At 71.1% G+C, this 15,816-nt stretch carries 14 protein-coding genes and 1 rRNA gene; 8 read left to right on the forward strand and 7 right to left on the reverse strand.

Going from position 1 to position 15,816, the window contains the following annotated elements; translation table 11 throughout:
* Window positions 1-51 precede the first annotated feature (51 nt).
* On the reverse strand, window positions 52-2,115 hold the full coding sequence (gene dnaG / locus LY05_RS08280; RefSeq protein ID WP_148922800.1) for a DNA primase: 2,064 nt from the start codon (window positions 2,113-2,115) through the stop codon (window positions 52-54).
* A gap of 42 nt (window positions 2,116-2,157) precedes the next feature.
* On the reverse strand, window positions 2,158-2,436 hold the full coding sequence (locus LY05_RS08285; RefSeq protein WP_072748278.1) for a DUF3572 family protein: 279 nt from the start codon (window positions 2,434-2,436) through the stop codon (window positions 2,158-2,160).
* Between the two features lie 157 nt (window positions 2,437-2,593).
* On the opposite strand from LY05_RS08285, the gene LY05_RS08290 reads away from it, so the two are divergent.
* The gene (locus LY05_RS08290) at window positions 2,594-3,961 is read left to right on the forward strand and encodes a PleD family two-component system response regulator (protein ID WP_148922801.1); all 1,368 of its coding nucleotides are present in this window, start codon (window positions 2,594-2,596) and stop codon (window positions 3,959-3,961) included.
* A gap of 20 nt (window positions 3,962-3,981) precedes the next feature.
* On the opposite strand, the gene polA is transcribed toward LY05_RS08290, so the two are convergent.
* Both polA and LY05_RS08300 read right to left on the reverse strand, forming a co-directional pair.
* Complete coding sequence (polA, locus tag LY05_RS08295; protein ID WP_249041901.1) at window positions 3,982-6,834, reverse strand: DNA polymerase I; 2,853 nt, start codon at window positions 6,832-6,834, stop codon at window positions 3,982-3,984.
* A gap of 4 nt (window positions 6,835-6,838) precedes the next feature.
* Window positions 6,839-7,021: a zinc-finger domain-containing protein gene (locus LY05_RS08300; RefSeq protein ID WP_072748280.1), complete on the reverse strand. Its 183-nt coding sequence runs from the start codon at window positions 7,019-7,021 to the stop codon at window positions 6,839-6,841.
* A 223-nt stretch (window positions 7,022-7,244) separates the two neighbouring features.
* Here LY05_RS08300 and LY05_RS08305 point away from each other — a divergent pair, with 223 nt between their 5' ends.
* Window positions 7,245-8,225, forward strand: coding sequence for an ABC transporter ATP-binding protein (locus LY05_RS08305; RefSeq protein ID WP_148922803.1), 981 nt, complete (start codon window positions 7,245-7,247; stop codon window positions 8,223-8,225).
* A 288-nt stretch (window positions 8,226-8,513) separates the two neighbouring features.
* Complete coding sequence (locus tag LY05_RS08310) at window positions 8,514-9,929, forward strand: TadE/TadG family type IV pilus assembly protein (protein WP_170258901.1); 1,416 nt, start codon at window positions 8,514-8,516, stop codon at window positions 9,927-9,929.
* A 31-nt stretch (window positions 9,930-9,960) separates the two neighbouring features.
* Here LY05_RS08310 and LY05_RS08315 read toward each other — a convergent pair whose 3' ends face one another.
* The gene (locus LY05_RS08315) at window positions 9,961-10,788 is read right to left on the reverse strand and encodes a sulfotransferase family protein (protein WP_148922805.1); all 828 of its coding nucleotides are present in this window, start codon (window positions 10,786-10,788) and stop codon (window positions 9,961-9,963) included.
* A gap of 166 nt (window positions 10,789-10,954) precedes the next feature.
* On the opposite strand from LY05_RS08315, the gene LY05_RS08320 reads away from it, so the two are divergent.
* Entirely contained in the window at window positions 10,955-11,338 is a 384-nt protein-coding gene (locus LY05_RS08320; RefSeq protein WP_072748284.1) for a histidine triad nucleotide-binding protein, read from the forward strand.
* On the opposite strand, the gene LY05_RS08325 is transcribed toward LY05_RS08320, so the two are convergent.
* Both LY05_RS08325 and LY05_RS08330 read right to left on the reverse strand, forming a co-directional pair.
* The gene (locus tag LY05_RS08325) at window positions 11,287-12,069 is read right to left on the reverse strand and encodes a DUF1194 domain-containing protein (protein ID WP_148922806.1); all 783 of its coding nucleotides are present in this window, start codon (window positions 12,067-12,069) and stop codon (window positions 11,287-11,289) included. The genes LY05_RS08320 and LY05_RS08325 overlap by 52 nt on opposite strands.
* Window positions 12,053-12,481, reverse strand: coding sequence for a VOC family protein (locus tag LY05_RS08330; RefSeq protein WP_211356300.1), 429 nt, complete (start codon window positions 12,479-12,481; stop codon window positions 12,053-12,055). The genes LY05_RS08325 and LY05_RS08330 overlap by 17 nt, the downstream gene beginning before the upstream one ends.
* Before the next feature lie 102 nt (window positions 12,482-12,583).
* Between LY05_RS08330 and thyX the strand changes: the two genes are divergently transcribed.
* The 4 genes from thyX to LY05_RS08350 all read left to right on the forward strand — a co-directional run.
* The gene (thyX, locus tag LY05_RS08335; RefSeq protein ID WP_072748285.1) at window positions 12,584-13,531 is read left to right on the forward strand and encodes an FAD-dependent thymidylate synthase; all 948 of its coding nucleotides are present in this window, start codon (window positions 12,584-12,586) and stop codon (window positions 13,529-13,531) included.
* Window positions 13,532-13,545: 14 nt separating this feature from the next.
* Window positions 13,546-14,433 (forward strand): alpha-1,2-fucosyltransferase, encoded by an 888-nt coding sequence (locus LY05_RS08340; protein ID WP_148922807.1) that lies wholly within the window; start codon window positions 13,546-13,548, stop codon window positions 14,431-14,433.
* Window positions 14,426-15,259: a glycosyltransferase family 25 protein gene (locus tag LY05_RS08345; RefSeq protein WP_148922808.1), complete on the forward strand. Its 834-nt coding sequence runs from the start codon at window positions 14,426-14,428 to the stop codon at window positions 15,257-15,259. The genes LY05_RS08340 and LY05_RS08345 overlap by 8 nt, the downstream gene beginning before the upstream one ends.
* A 411-nt stretch (window positions 15,260-15,670) precedes the next feature.
* Window positions 15,671-15,816 (forward strand): 16S ribosomal RNA (locus LY05_RS08350); the annotation flags it as partial.

Here is a 15,816-nt window from a genome sequence, read left to right on the forward strand (position 1 = left end):
TGAGATCCCGAGTCCGTCAGACCGGGATATATAGGTGATTCGCGATTCGAATCACGCCCCGTCGGGCCGATTTTTTCGCCGCTTCCTCGCCCAGATTCGCGATTCGTGCAATGCGCGCAGCTGCGCGCGCAGCGCCTCTTCGTTCTCGTCGCCCAGCGCCTCGGCGCCCGGCGCGGGGCGGGCGGCGCGCTCGCGCTCCTGCGCGGCCTGCGCCAGGCGGCGCATCAGCAGATCGAACGCGCCTTCGGCGCCGAGGTCGCGCCGCGCCGCCTCGATCTCGGCCGCCTGCGCCTGCCGCGCCAGGTGAATGGCCAGCGCCTCGCGCAGCACCGCCTCGGCCCGGGCGCGCGGGGCGCCGCGCGCCAGCGCCGGCGTCAGCGGCGCGACGCCCTGCGCCAGAAGCGCGTGCGGATCGCGCCCCAGCCGCCGCGCCACGCCCGCGCGCAGGATGTCGGGGGCTTCGGCCTCGGGCGCCTCGAGGGCGGGGCCCAGCTCGGCCAGGATCGCATCGCGCACCGCCTCGAATTCGGGCGTCTCGAAGCGCAGCACGTCGAGCTCGGCCTCGAAGGTCTCGGCCAGCGGCGGGTGGTTGAGCACGCCCAGAAGCAGCGCCGCCTCGCGCCAGCGCGCGGGCGAGGCGCCGGCGCGCGAGGCCAGCTGCGAGGCGCGCAGCTGCGCCGAGGGCCCCGCCTCGCGCCGGGCCGCGTCCTTCCAGCCGCCGCGCCGGGCGCCGAAGCCGCCGCGCCGCCCCCCCGGCGCGCGCCCCCAATCCTGATGCGGTTCGGCGGCAGGCGGCGGGTCGTCCTCGGGCGCGCGGAATCGGCGCGCCGGGCGGCCGAAGAGCGCATCGCGCCGCTCGCGCAGCGCGTCGGCGTAGTGCCCGCGCAAGCCGCGGTCGGGGATGCGCGCAAGCGCCTCGGACAGGCGCTTGTCCAGCGCCGCGCGGCGCTCGGGCGCGTCGAACACCCTGCCCTCGATCTCGCGCCGCCACAGCATCTCGACCAGCGGCAGCGCCTCGGCGATCAGCCGCTCGAGCGCCTCGGGCCCCGAATCGCGCAGGAAGTCGTCGGGGTCCTTGCCCTCGGGCAGCAGGCAGAATCGCAGCGTCTTTCCCGGCTCGAGCAGCGGCAGCGCCAGGTCGACCAGCCGCCGCGCCGCCCGCAGCCCCGCCGCGTCGCCGTCGAGCATGATGACCGGCTCGTCCGCCAGCCGCCACATCAGCCGCAGCTGGCGCTCGGTCACCGCCGTGCCCAGGGGCGCCACGGCCGCCTCGAACCCCGCCAGGACCAGGGCGATGACGTCCATGTAGCCCTCGGCCACCAGCAGCCGCCCGGCGCGGCCCGCGGCCTCGCGCGCGGGGCCGATGTTGTAGAGCGTGCTTCCCTTGTCGAAAAGCGGCGTGTCCGGGCTGTTGAGATACTTGGCCCGCGCGTCCTCGCGCAGCGCCCGCCCGCCGAAGGCGATGCAGCGCCCGCGCGCGTCGCGGATGGGAAACATGACGCGCCCGCGGAACCTGTCATAGGGCGCCGAGCCGTCGTCGGGGCGGATCGCCATGCCCGATTCCACGATCAGCTCCTGCGAAACGCCCTTGTTCGTCAGATGCGCGAGCAGCGCGCCGCGGTCGTCGGGCGCGAATCCGATCCCGAAGCGCTCGATCGCGGCCTCGTCCAGGCCGCGGCGGCGAAGGTATTCGCGCGCCTGCGCGCCGCGCGCCCCGCGCAGCTGCATGCGCATGAACCGGGCCGACAGCTCCATCACCTCGACCAGCGTCTTGCGCCGGTCCTCGCGGCGGGCGGCCTCGGGATCGCGCGCGGGCATGGTCAGCCCCGCCTCGGCGGCCAGAAGCTCGACCGCCTCGATGAAGGACAGGTTCTCGCTCTCCATCACGAAGCCGATCGCATCGCCCTTCGCCTGGCAGCCGAAGCAATAGTAGAAGCCCTTGCGGTCGTCGACATGGAACGAGGCGGTGCGCTCCTGGTGGAAGGGGCACGGCGCCCACCAGTCGCCGCGGGAGGGATTGGACTTGCGCCGATCCCACGCGACCTTGCGCCCGACGACGTCGGACAGGCTCACGCGCGTGCGCAGCTCATCGAGGAAACCGGGCGGCAGGGACATGCGGGGACTATCGCGCGCGGGGGCCGATTCTCCAAGCGGCGCTCAGGTCCAATGCGGAAGATCGCCGCCCGGCAGCGCCGCGCGTGCGCGCAGGGGCGCGTCATAGGGCCGGCCGGCGGCGTCGCAAAAGGCGATCACCGCCCCCTCGTCGCCAAGCAGGATGTCGAGCACGAAGCCCAGAAATTCGGGATCGGCCGCGCGCGCGCGCACGGTGTCCGCATCGGCGCCGGCGGCGGCCAGAAAGGCCCCCAGCCGGTCCGGGTCCGACGCCATCCATGCCAGCGCCTCAAGCGCCAACGCCTCGGCCGCGTCTCGGTTCATGCCAGGTTCCTCCGATGTTCTCGCGATCTCGACCGGTGGCCGAAACCCTTCGTTAACGCTTATATCGTGAAGTGAGCGGAAGCGGAGCGTCGCCGCGCTTCGCAAATCTCGATCGCCGCCCGGCGCGGGCGCCGATTTCGTGTGCGGGAGAAAATGCATGAGCGGACGAATCCTCGTCGTCGACGACGTGGCGACCAACCGCATGCTGCTCGCCGCGCGCCTTGGCGCAGACTATTATGACGTCACCACCGCCGCCAACGGCCGCGACGCGCTCGAGATCTGCGCGCGCGAGGCGCCGGATCTGGTGCTGCTGGACGTGGTCATGCCCGAGCTCGACGGGTTCGAGGTGTGCCGCCGCATCAAGAGCGATCCGCTGCTGCACCACATCCCCGTGGTGATGATCACCGCCCTCAACGAGCCCGAGGAGCGGGTGCGCGGGCTCGAGGCCGGGGCGGACGACTTCCTGACCAAGCCTGTGAACGAGCTGGAGCTGAACGCGCGCGTGCGCAACCTGCTGCGCATGAAGATGATGATCGACGAGATGCGCCTGCGCGTCGAGACGACCCAGTCGCTGGGGCTGGAAGCCGTCCGGGCCGAGCTGGACGTGGATGTTTCGGGGGCCAATGTGATGATCGTCGCGGCGGAGCCCGACAGCGCGCGCCGGCGCGCCGACATCCTGCGCAAGGCGCTGGACGTTAGCGTGCGCATTCCGCCCAACGACCGCGAGGCGCTGACCATGGCCGAAGCCGCGCCCCCCGACGCGTTCCTGATCGACCGGCGCCTGCCTGCCGGCGGCGACGGGCTGCGGCTGGTTTCGGCCCTGCGCTCGCGCCAGTCGACGCGCGCAAGCGCGATCGTGCTGGTCGCGCCCGAGGGCGACGCGGCCTCGGCCGCCAAGGGCCTGGACCTTGGCGCAGGCGACTATCTGTTCGAGCCCGTCGACGCGGCCGAGCTTGTCGCGCGCATGCGCTCGCAGCTTCGGCGCAAGCGCTATGCGGACGAGCTGCGCGACACGCTGCTCGACGGCCTGCGCCTTGCGGTGACCGATCCGCTGACGGGGCTGTTCAACCGGCGCTACGCGGCCACGCACCTGCAAGGGCTGATCAGAAACGCGCGCGACGGCGAGCTTGGGGTGATGATGATGGACATCGACCGCTTCAAGCAGGTGAACGACACCTACGGCCACGCCGCCGGCGACGCGGTGCTGCGCGAGTTCGCGCGCCGGCTGAAGGCCAATGTGCGCGGCGCGGATCTGACGGCGCGCCTTGGCGGCGAGGAGTTCCTGGTCGCCATGCCCGATGCGCGCCGCGAAGCCGTGGCCGCGGCGGCCGAGCGCGTGCGCGCGGCCATCCAGGAACCTCCGTTCGACATCGGCGATCGCGAGATTCCGGTCACCGTGTCCATCGGCGTGGCGATGTATGCGCCCGGCGACGGGGCCGAAAGCCTGATCGAGGCTGCCGACGCGGCGCTTTACGCCAGCAAGAACGGCGGGCGCAACCGCGTCACCTTTCGCGACGCCGCCTGAGCGGGGCGCCCCGGCGCCCCTCAATGCGCCTCGGCCCAGCTCCGCCCCACCCCGGCATCGACCTTGAGCGGCGTCGACATGGCCACCGCCGGCTCGGGCGCGCCCTCCATCACCGCGCGCATGACCTCGATCAGGCGCGGGGCTTCGTCCTCGGGGCATTCGAACAGCAGCTCGTCATGCACCTGCAGCAGCATGCGCGCGCGCAGATCGGCCTCGCGCAGCGCGGCGGGTGCGCGGATCATGGCGCGGCGGATGACGTCGGCGGCCGAGCCCTGGATGGGCGCGTTGATGGCCGCGCGCTGCTGAAAGCCCGCGCGCGGGCCGCGGGCGTTGATCTCGGGCGTGTGGATGCGCCGCCCGAAGATGGTGCGCACGAAGCCGTCGCGCCGCGCCTCTTCGACGGTGCGGTCCATGTAGACGCGGATCTCGGGGAACTTTTGGAAGTAGGCGTCGATGAAGGCCTTGGCCTCGTCGCGCGAGATGCCCAGCTGATTGGCCAGGCCGAAGGGCGAGATGCCGTAGATCACGCCGAAATTGATGGCCTTGGCGCGTCGGCGCACCATGGGGTCCATGCCCTCGACGGGCACGCCGAAGACCTCGGACGCGGTCATGGCGTGAATGTCCATTCCCTTTCGGAAGGCGTCCTTCAGCGCCGGCACGTCGGCGATGTGCGCCAGGATGCGCAGCTCGATCTGCGAGTAGTCGAGCGAGACGACGACCGAGCCCTCCTCGGCCACGAAGGCCTCGCGGATGGCGCGGCCGGCCTCGGTGCGCACCGGAATGTTCTGCAGGTTCGGATCGGTCGAGGCCAGGCGCCCCGTCGTCGTCGCCGCCAGCGAGAAGCTGGTGTGCACGCGCCCCGTCTCGGGGTTCACATGGCCCGGCAGCGCGTCGGTGTAGGTGGATTTGAGCTTGGCCAGCTGGCGCCAGTCCAGCACCCGCGCGGCCAGCTCGTTGCCTTCGGCGGCCAGGGTCTCGAGCACGTCGGCGGGGGTGGACCAGGCGCCGGACTTGCCCTTCTTGCCGCCGGGCAGGCCCATCTTCTCGAACAGGATCTCGCCCAGCTGGCGCGGCGAGCCGACGTTGAAGCTCTGCCCCGCCAGGGCGTGGATCTCGGCCTCGAGCTCGGCCATGCGGGCCGCGAACTCGTTCGACAGGCGGTTGAGGCGCGGCACGTCGACCTTGACGCCGGTCATCTCCATCTGCGCCAGCACCGGCACGAGGGGCCGCTCGAGCGTCTCGTAGACCGTTGCCAGCCCCTCGCGCGGCAGCCGCCCGCGCAGGGCGTCGCGCAGGCGCCAGGTCACGTCCGCGTCCTCGGCGGCGTAGGGCGCGGCCTTGTCCAGCGGCACGCGGTCGAAGGTGATCGCCGACTTGCCCGAGCCGATCAGCTCCTTGATGCCCAGCGGCTCATGCCCCAGATGCAGGCGCGACAGCTCGTCCATGCCATGCCCGTGCAGCCCCGCGTCGAGCGCGTAGCTGATGAGCATGGTGTCCTCGTGACAGATGACCGGCGCGCCGTGGCGGGCCAGCACCTTCATGTCATACTTGATGTTGTGCCCGATCTTGAGCACCGCCGGATCGGCCAGGGTCGGCGCCAGCATGCGCAGCGCCTCGTCGCGGTCCATCTGGCCCGGCGCGGGCTTGCGGGCGCCCAGCAGGTCGCCGTCGCCCTCGACATGGCGGAAGGGGACGTAGCACGCGCGCCCGGGCGCGACGCAGATCGACAGGCCCACCAGATCGGCGCGCATCTCGTCCAGCGAGGTGGTCTCGACGTCGATCGCCGCCTCGCCGCGCTCGCTCATCATCTCGATCCAGCGCGCCAGCGCCGCGGCGTCGCGCACCACCTCGTAGCCGTCGCGATCGATGGCGGCGGGCGGATCGGCCTGCGCGGCGCCGGACCCGGCGTCGGACCCGGCCTCGGCGGGGCGCGGCGCAGGCGCGGCGGGCGGCTCGACGCCCAGCTTCTGGGCCGCGCGGCGCAGAAGGGTGCGGAACTCCATTCGCGACAGGAAGTCGAGCAGCGCCTGCGGATCTGGCTTGCGCAGGGCCAGCTCCTCGAGCGGCAGGGGCGGCGGCACGTCGCGGGCCAGCTCGACCAGGCGGCGCGACATGCGGATGCGCTCGGCGTTCTCGAGCAGGGTCTGGCGGCGCTTGGGCTGGGGAATGTCCTGCGCGTGGGCGAGGAGGTTCTCCAGATCGCCGTATTCCTGGATCAGCTTCGCCGCGGTCTTGACGCCGATGCCCGGCGCGCCCGGCACGTTGTCGACCGGATCGCCCGCCAGCGCCTGCACGTCCACCACGCGCTCGGGCGGGACGCCGAAGCGGGCCTCGACCTCTTCGGGGCCGATGACCTGGTTCTTCATCCCGTCGACGAGGCGCACGCGCTCGTCCACCAGCTGCATCAGGTCCTTGTCGGACGAGATGATGGTGACCTTGGCCCCCGCCTCGCGCGCGAGGCGGGCGTAGGTGGCGATGATGTCGTCCGCCTCCCAGCCCTCGGCCTCGATGACCGGCAGGTTGTAGGCGCGCGCCGCCTCGCGCACGAGCGGGAACTGGGGGACCAGATCCTCGGGCGGCGGCGGGCGGTTGGCCTTGTATTCGGGAAAGATGTCGTTGCGGAAGGTCTTGCCCGGATGATCGAAGATCACCGCCGCATGCGTCACGGGGCAGCCCGAGGCGTCGCCATCGGCGGCGCGCTCGGCGATCATCTTCTGGATCATGTTGCAAAAGCCGGCCACCGCGCCGACGGGCAGCCCGTCGGAGCGGCGCGTGAGCGGCGGCAGCGCGTGATAGGCGCGGAAGATGAAGCCCGAGCCGTCCACCAGCTCCAGATGGTCGCCGGGGCCCAGGGGGCGGCCCTGCCCGCTCACCGGCTCAGCCCTTGTCCGCGGGGCCGCCCCTGAGGACGAACTTCTTGTCGCAATATCCGCATTCGACATAGCCCTTGTCCTCGGGGATCGTCATCCACACGCGCGGATGGCCCAGCGGGCCGGCGCCGCCGTCGCAGCTGACGCGGGTCGTCTCGACGATCTCGACTTCGGGGGCTTCGATGGGCATGGCGTGTCCTCGTGCGGTTGCGGGGCTCGGCGCGAGCCCGTGCGGATGGCGGCGGCGCGCGCTCCGGCGGGTGCGCGCGCGCATGATAGCGATGCGCGCGTGCGCGGCAAGCGCCCGCGGCGCGGTTGAACGCTTGGCCCGGCGGGCGTATCAACGCGGGGCCGCCCGCCGGGCGCATCGACGCCGGGCCGCCCGCCCCGCAGCCGCCATGGAGCCGCATCGCATGACCTCGCCCGCCGCCCCGGACGCCGCACCAGACGCCGCCATTTCCGTGCGCGGCCTGCGCAAGGTCTATCGCGGCGGCAAGGAGGCGCTGCGCGGCATCGATCTGGACGTGCCGCGCGGGGCGATCTTCGGCCTTCTGGGGCCGAACGGCGCGGGCAAGTCGACCTTCATCAACATTCTGGCGGGGCTGACGATCAAGACCGCCGGGCAGGTGCGCATCTGGGGCTTCGATCAGGACCGCAACCCGCGCCAGTCGCGCGCCGCCATCGGGGTGGTGCCGCAGGAGCTGAACATCGACCCCTTCTTCACGCCGCGCGCCGCGCTCGAGGTGCAGGCCGGGCTTTACGGCGTGCCGCGCGCGCGCCGGCGCACCGACGAGATCCTGGCCAAGGTCGGTCTGGCGGACAAGGCCGAAGCCTATGCCCGCACGCTTTCGGGCGGCATGCGGCGGCGGCTGCTGGTGGCCAAGGCGCTGGTGCACGATCCGGCGGTTCTGGTTCTGGACGAGCCGACGGCGGGCGTGGACATCGAGCTGCGGCGCATGCTCTGGGACTATGTGCGCGAGCTGAACGCGCGCGGGGTGACGATCATCCTGACCACGCATTACCTCGAGGAGGCCGAGGAGATGTGCGACCGCATCGCCGTCATCGGCGACGGGCGCCTGATCGCCTGCGACGACAAGGCGGCGCTGCTCTCGCGGCTGGACGAGCGCGTTCTGGCCGTGCGGATCGAGCCGGAGGAGGCGCGCGCGCAGGCCGCCCGTCTGGACCTGCCCGGCGGCGCGCGCGCGCATCTGCGCGCGGACGGCTGGCTCGAGATCGCCTATCGGCGCGGCGCGACCGATCCGGGCGCGCTGATCGCGCGGATCGAGCGCGCGCAGGGCCGGATCGTGGACCTGGCCACGCGCGAGCCTGATCTTGAGGACGTGTTCATGAGCCTTCTGCGCGAGGCGGGCGCAGCGCGCGACCGCGCCGGCTGAGGCGCCCGCGCGGACCGATTCTCGCCGCGCCTGCGCGTTCGCCGCGCCCCCGCGCCTGACGCCGCGATCGCGGCGAGGGCCTCGGCATCCGCGCGAAGGGCGCGAAACGGCGCCGCCCGAAGCTGCCGCCGGGGTTCAAATGGACTCTGGGGTGATGAATTGTTATCATTCACCGGTGGTAAATCGTCCGTTTCGCATTATTGGGGGTGCGGACGGGTTTTCAGAGTGATCAGCGTATCATGCGCCGGGCGTTCGCGTTCTGCTGCCGGCGCTGGGGGAGAAATGGCCATGAACGGCATGTTGAAGCGGCTCGGCCGCAGGCGGGCGGAATTCGCGCGCGACGAAAGCGGCGCGATCACCGCCCTGATGGTGCTTCTGTTTCTGGGAATCATCGTCGCCACCGGCGCGGCCATCGACATCGCCCGGCAGGAGGCCGAGCGCGCCGATCTTCAGGCCGCGCTCGACCGCGGCGTGCTGGCGGCGACCTCGCTCAATCAGGAGGTCCCCAAGGAGGAGCTCGACGAGCTGATCGACGAATATGTCGAGCTGCGCAACCTCAAGAAGACCGACGCGACCGTGACGGTGGACCCCAAGATCTCGATCAACGAGCGCGACGTCACGGCCAAGGCCTACTTCCCGGTCAACACGACCTTCCTGCGCTTCGTCGGCCTGTCCGACATGATGGTGGGCGCGGATTCGCGCGCGGTGCAGAGCGTGACGAACGTCGAGATCTCGCTCGTGCTCGACATCTCGGGTTCGATGCGCTTCGACGAGCGCGTGCTGGACCTGATCCCGGCGGCGCAGAACTTCATCAACGTCGTCACCCAGTCCGGCGCGAACAGGAACGTCACGGTCAACCTGATCCGCTACGCCGGCCAGACCAACCCGGGCTCCTGGATGTTCGAGAAGCTGGGCGGCAAGAAGGACGCGGTCTGGAGCCACGACAACTCGCACTGCTTCTACATGGACACCTCGTCGGACGGCGACTTTTCGCACGCCGATCTGCCGCGGCGGCAGGACCGTCAGCAGGTGCCGCATTTCATGTATTGGGCGATCGCCAAGGACTGGATGAAATGGGGCTGGTGCCCCTCGGACGAGATGCAGATCCGCTATCTGGTCAACGACTACGCCACGCTCGTGAACGAGATCGCCAAGATCCGTCCGGGCGGCAAGAACGGCGACGAAGGCAATCTGCACGACGGCACGGGCACCTACAACGCCATGAAATGGGCGGTGGCGCTGCTCAACCCCTCGTCGCAGGGCATCGTGCACCAGATGGTGCTCGACGGCCTGGTGGACCCCGCCTATGACGGGCGCCCGGCCGCCTGGAACGCCGAGGACACGAAGAAGTTCATCGTCCTCATGACGGACGGCAAGATCACCGAGCAATACGATCCGCGGGAAAAGAACGACAAGGCGAAGGTCGAGCTGATGGCCGAGAAGGCGGTGCTCGAGACCGACAAGCTGTCGGCGGACCGGCTGTTCGGCCGCTCGACCGGGGTGAGCTATTTCTACAACCAGTGTCAGCTTGCCAAGGATCACGGGGTGACGGTGTTCACCATCGCCTTCATGACCCCCTACAAGGACGAGATGGAGAACTGCGCCTCGACCAAGGCGCATTTCTACGAGGCGGACCAGCTGAACATCGGGCAGGTCTTCAGCCACATCGCGACGACGATCCAGCGCCTGCGGCTGATCATGTGAGGGCGGCCGCGCCGGCGGGCGCCGGCGCGGTTCAGAACGGGCGCCAGAGCTTCTTGCGCGCCAGACTCGTCAGGTCCGAGACCAGGTAATCCGGCTGATCGGCGCCGGACAGGGATTCGAGCAGCGCCTCGCGCTCTTCCTCGCCGCCGGCGGGCGCGCCGGGGCCGAAGCCGCGATCGGCCCAGCGGGCGAACAGCGCCGCATCCACGTCGTTGCGCTCGAGAATGCGCGCGCGCTGCTCTTCGCTCAGATCCTCGGCGCGCAGGACGCGGCGGCGGCCGACATTCTGCGGCGCGACCGCGTCATCCACCCCCAGCTCGCGCGAGATGGCGCCCACGACCTCGTCGCAGCGCTTGTGGCCGCCCACGAAGTGGAATCCGCGCAGCGCGTCGTCCAGGAAGGCGAAGCGCGCGCGCGAGGACATGGCGTAGATGCGCGGATAGCCGATCTCGAAATAGCGCATGAGCAGAAAGCGGCTGATCGGGTTGCGCCGCTGCGCCGCCAGCCAGTCGTCGAAAGGCGGCGGGGCGGGCTGGCCGTGATCCAGGTGCCGCGAGACGCGGTAGTTGTAGAAGGACAGCAGATAGCCGACCGGATCGCGCAGCAGCACCGATTCGCGCAGCTCGCGCCCGGGAAAGAAGCGCCGCATCGACCGCGCCAGCGAATGGCCCGACATCACCCGCACCCGCGCCGCGCGCTCGGGGTCGATGCGCGCGCGGTTGCCCAGCACGTCGCGCAGCGGATTGTTCCAGCGCGGGGCGATCATGAACCCCTCGCCCAGGGTGCGGTCGAAGTGCCGCTCGACCGTGGTGCCCGCGCATTTGGGCACATGCACGAAGAAATGGATGGGTTCGGACATCGGGCTTCCTTCCGGACTCCGCCCCGGCGGCGCGGCGCCTTGGCGATAGCGCAACCGCGCGCCGCGCGCAACGCGCCGGCCCGGTGGACGGGCGCGCCCCAAGCGGCTATCGAGCGAAGGGTCCCCGCGCGGCGCGGCCCGCCGCAAGCGTTGAGGAGAGACGCAGATGGCCTATGAATACGACCCCCAGAACATCTTCGCGCGCATCCTGCGCGGCGAGATCCCGTGCTCGAAGGTGCTCGAGACCGAGCACTCGCTGGCCTTTCGGGACATCAACCCGCAGGCGCCCACCCATGTGCTGGTGATCCCCAAGGGCCCCTATGTGAACTACGACCATTTCGCCGCCGAGGCGTCCGAGGCCGAGATCGTGGACTTCGTGCGCGCCGTGGGCCAGGTGGCGCGCGAGCTGGGCTGCGCGCAGGCGGCGGGCGGGAACGGCTACCGCATCCTGTCGAACGCCGGCCCCGACGCCCATCAGGAGGTGCCCCACCTGCATGTTCACCTGTTCGCCGGGCGCTTCCTGGGGCGGATGATCCGCGTGCCCGACTGAGCGGCCGCGCCGGCGTCGCCCAGCAGCAGCGGCGGCGCCAGCTCGCGCAGCAGCTTGCGGCGCATGGCGCGGGCGAAGTCGCCATGGTCGCGCGCGGTCTCGACGAAGGCGTCGGGGCCGCGGATGACCTCGGCGCGGTAATACTCGGCCAGGCCCGGCGGATCGTCGCCGATGACCAGGGCGTTGACGGTGACGCCGCCGAAGTCGAAGGCCTTGTAGGCGCTCGAGGGGCCGAAGCCGGCGTTGTTGATCCCGTCCGAGGCGATGTCGAGGGTGCGCCGCGCGCAAGGCGGCGCGCGCCGCAGCAGCACCGCCCCGACGCCAAGCGCATGACCGAGCGCGGTGGGAAACTCGGTCTGCGAGCGCGGATGGGCCAGAACCCGCGCGGCCAGGGCGTCGGCGTCGGCGGGCGCGCGCATCAGCGTCCAGCCGGCGACCATGGCGGCGCGGTCGCGGCCCGACCACTCGTAGATCGCCAGCGCGACCGGCCCCTGACCGGGCGCGAACATGGCCGCGCGCACCGCCTCGTCGCGCAGCGCCGCCGCCAGCCCGCGCGACTGAAGCGCGTATTCCCCGGCATCGACGCTCGAGGACACGTCCATCGCCAGCGCCAGGGCGAGGCGGCACGCCTCCTGCCCCGCCGCCTGCGATGCCGCCGGCGACGCCGCCGCAAGCAGCGCCGCCGAGGCCCAGCGGATCAGGCGCCGCGCACCCTCACCACGTCCCGACATTGGGCATGCTGACCCAGGGCTCGGCCGGCTCCTTGGCGCCGCCCGCCTGCAGCAGCTCGATCGAGATGCCGTCCGGGCTCTTGACGAAGGCCATGCGCCCGTCGCGCGGCGGCCGGTTGATGGTCACGCCGCCTTCCTGCAGGCGCGCGCACATGGCGTAGATGTCCTCGACCTCGAAGGCCAGATGGCCGAAATTGCGGCCGGTGGAATAGACCTCGTCCGAGCCCCAGTTGTAGGTCAGCTCGACCGCCACGTCGTGCTGGCCGGGCGCGGCCAGAAAGACCAGCGTGAAGCGGCCGGCCTCGTTCTCGATGCGGCGGATCTCCTCCAGCCCCAGAAGGTCGCAATAGAAGCGCTTCGACTCTTCGATGTCGCGCACGCGCACCATGGCGTGCAGGTAGCGGATCTTCATTCTCTTCTCCTCTTTCGCGCGGCCCCTGCGCGGCGTTGCCCGTCGGGCGGATGTGCATTATGCCTTGGCCCGACACGCGGCAGCCACCGAGCGGAACACGACATGCCCCTGACGCCCGAACAACAGGCCCAGATCGACGCGGCGCGCGCGCGCCCGAACCAGACGCTGCGCGCCGTGGCGCCGGGGCTCGAGGCAAGGCTGTATCAGGCCACGCCCGTGCTTGACCACGGCTTCGTGCGGGTGGTCGACTACATGGGCGACGACGCGGCGATCGTCCAGGCGGCGCGGGTCAGCTACGGCGCGGGCACGCGCAAGGCGCGCGACGATGCGGGGCTGATCCGCTACCTGATGCGGCATTGGCACTCGACGCCCTTCGAGATGTGCGAGATCAAGCTGCATGTGAAGCTGCCGATCTTCGTCGCGCGCCAGTGGATCCGCCACCGCACGGCGAACGTGAACGAATACTCGGCGCGCTATTCGGTGATGGACCGCGAGTTCTACATCCCCGCCCCCGAGCACCTGGCGGCGCAGGCGGCGACGAACCGGCAGGGGCGGGGCGAGGCGCTCGAGGGCGAGGAGGCCGCCGAGGTGCTGCGCCTGCTGCGCGAGGACGCGGCGCGCTGCTACGAGGATTACGAGCGCATGCTCAACCAGACCATCGACGGCCGCGTCCTGGACCCGGCGCGCAAGGGGCTGGCGCGCGAGCTGGCGCGCATGAACCTGACGCAGAACATCTACACGCAGTGGTATTGGAAGACCGATCTTCACAACCTGTTCCATTTCCTGCGCCTGCGCGCCGACCCCCACGCCCAGCACGAGATCCGCGTCTATGCCGAAGCGATCTGCGACATCGTGCGCGACTGGGTGCCGCTGGCCTGGGCCGCCTTCGAGGAATACCGCCTGCACGGGGCGCAGTTCTCGCGCACCGGCATGGCGTGCCTGCGCCGCATGCTGGCGGGCGAGCGGGTGACGCAGGAGAATTCCGGCATGAGCCCCGGCGAGTGGCGCGAGTTCCGCGCCGCGCTCGATCCCGAAGGGCGCCTGCCCTGAGCCGCGCCGCGCCGATGGCGCCCACGCGCCCCGAGATCTGCGCGGGCCTTCAGGGCGGGCTCGGCAACCAGCTGTTCCAGTATGCGGCGGGGCGGGCGCTGGCCGCGCGGCTCGGGGCCGAGCTCAGCGTGCATCCGCGCGCGCGCGGCGCGGCGGGCATCAAGGCGGTGGGCCTGGCCGAGTTGGGCCTGACGCCGCGCATGCGCACGGGCCATGGAGGGCCGCTGCGGCGCGCGGCGCTGAACCTGGCCAAGCCGATCGCCCGCGCGCTGGGACGCGACGTGGTCAAGACGCCGCCGGGCTGGCGCGGCCGCATCCATCGCGAGCGCGGCTTCGCCTACGATCCCGTCTTCGAGACGCTGCAGGGCAGCTGGTATCTGGCCGGGTATTTCCAGTCCTGGCGCTATTTCGCCGCCATCGCCGACGAGCTGCGCGCCGATCTGCGCGCCGGCGCCGAAGCCGCCCTGCCCCGCGACGCCGAGCTGCCGGATCTGAGCGGCGACAGCGTCTCGGTGCATCTGCGCCTTGGCGACTACGCCGACCCGGCCAATGCGCGCATCCACGGCGTCCTGCCGGCCAAGTATTTCGCCGCCGCCTGCGCGCGCATTCGCGAGGCGCGCCCCGACGCGCGCTTCTTCCTCTTCTCGGACCAGCCGCGCGAGGCGCGCGCGCGCCTGTCGGGGCTGGATCTGACCGTCGTCGAGGGCGGCTCGCGCGCCGCCGACCTGGCGCTGATGGCGCGCTGCCGGCACCATGTCATCGCCAACTCGACCTTCAGCTGGTGGGGCGCGTGGATGGGGCCGGGCGGGATCACCGTCGCGCCGCGCCAATGGTTCGCGCCCGAAAAGCAGGCGGGCATGGACCTGTCCGACCTGTTCCCCGAAGGGTGGATCCGTGTCTGACCGCGCGCAGCCCTTCGACGCCTGGCTGATCAACCTCGACCGCGACTCGGGCCGCCTTACGCACATGCGCGCCGAGCTTGCCGCCGCCGGCATCGCCTGGCGGCGCTTTGCGGCGCTGACCCCCGACGCGATTCCGCCCGCGCTGCGCCCGGCCTTCTTCGACGAGGCCGGCGCGCCCCACGCCCCCCTGCGCCCGGGCGAGATCGCCTGCTACGCCTCGCATCTGAGCGTCATGGCCCTGATCGCCGAAAGCGGCCGCCCGGGCCTGGTGATGGAGGACGACCTGCGCCTCGCTCCCGGCTTCGCCGAGCTCGCCCGGCTTCTTGCCGCGGCGCCGGCCGACTGGGGCTTTCTGCGCCTGAGCAACGCGCCCAAGAGCGCATGCCGCGAGGTCGCGCGCGACGGCGCCCTGGCGCTGGTCGAGTGCTGGCGCGTGCCCAACAACGCCGGCGCCTATCTGGTCAACCCCGCCGCCGCGCGCCGCTTCATCGCGGCGTATCCGCGCCGCCTGCGCCCGATCGACGAGGACATGCGCCGCGTGTGGGAGCATGGCTGCGTCTCCTACGTCGCCCTGCCCCGCCTGGCCGAGCTCAACATCTTCGAATCGAGCATCGACGCCGCCGGCGCGCGCGGCGACGCCCCCGCGCGCCGGCGCTTCGAGGCCGCGCGCAGACGGCTCGGCGGCGAACCCGCCTGGCGTTGGCAGCTGCGCCGATGGGGCCTGGCGGGCGCGGCGCGCGCCATGGGGCGCGGAATCGCGCTGAGTCTGCGCAAGCGCGTCAGCGGTCGCCGAGCGCGGCCCGAAGACCACCTCCTGCGCCGCTGAGGGCGCGCGCATCCGCATCGCGAACACCGCCTATCCATTTGTTTTTTCTTCCATTTCGACCTTTCGCGCAGAAAATCGGCGACGGGCGGAAATTTCCTGTTGCAGCCGACCGCGGACCTCCATATACACCGCGCTCACCGGCGGCGAGGACGCGGCAGCGACCGACCCGGCGGACCGGCCCAAGGGGCCACGCTCTTTGACATTATGACTGGAAGGGATATGCGGACGGCTGGGTTGTTTCGACGACCGGACGTCTGGATATCGGCCTCTAGGGCTGGCTTTTGGCTGGCTCGATGATGAGGTGTCAGCTTCACGCTTGGCGGCTCGGGTTTTCCGTGAGGGGACTTGAGCATGTCGAGAGTGACGATGTGCAGAGGTTCGAACGTCAAGGACGTCGCGTGAGCGACGTTTCAACTTGAGAGTTTGATCCTGGCTCAGAACGAACGCTGGCGGCAGGCCTAACACATGCAAGTCGAGCGGGCCCTTCGGGGTCAGCGGCGGACGGGTGAGTAACGCGTGGGAACGTGCCTTTCGGTTCGGAATAGCCCCGGGAAACT

Source organism: Oceanicella actignis (genome assembly GCF_008124525.1).
Taxonomy (GTDB): domain Bacteria; phylum Pseudomonadota; class Alphaproteobacteria; order Rhodobacterales; family Rhodobacteraceae; genus Oceanicella; species Oceanicella actignis.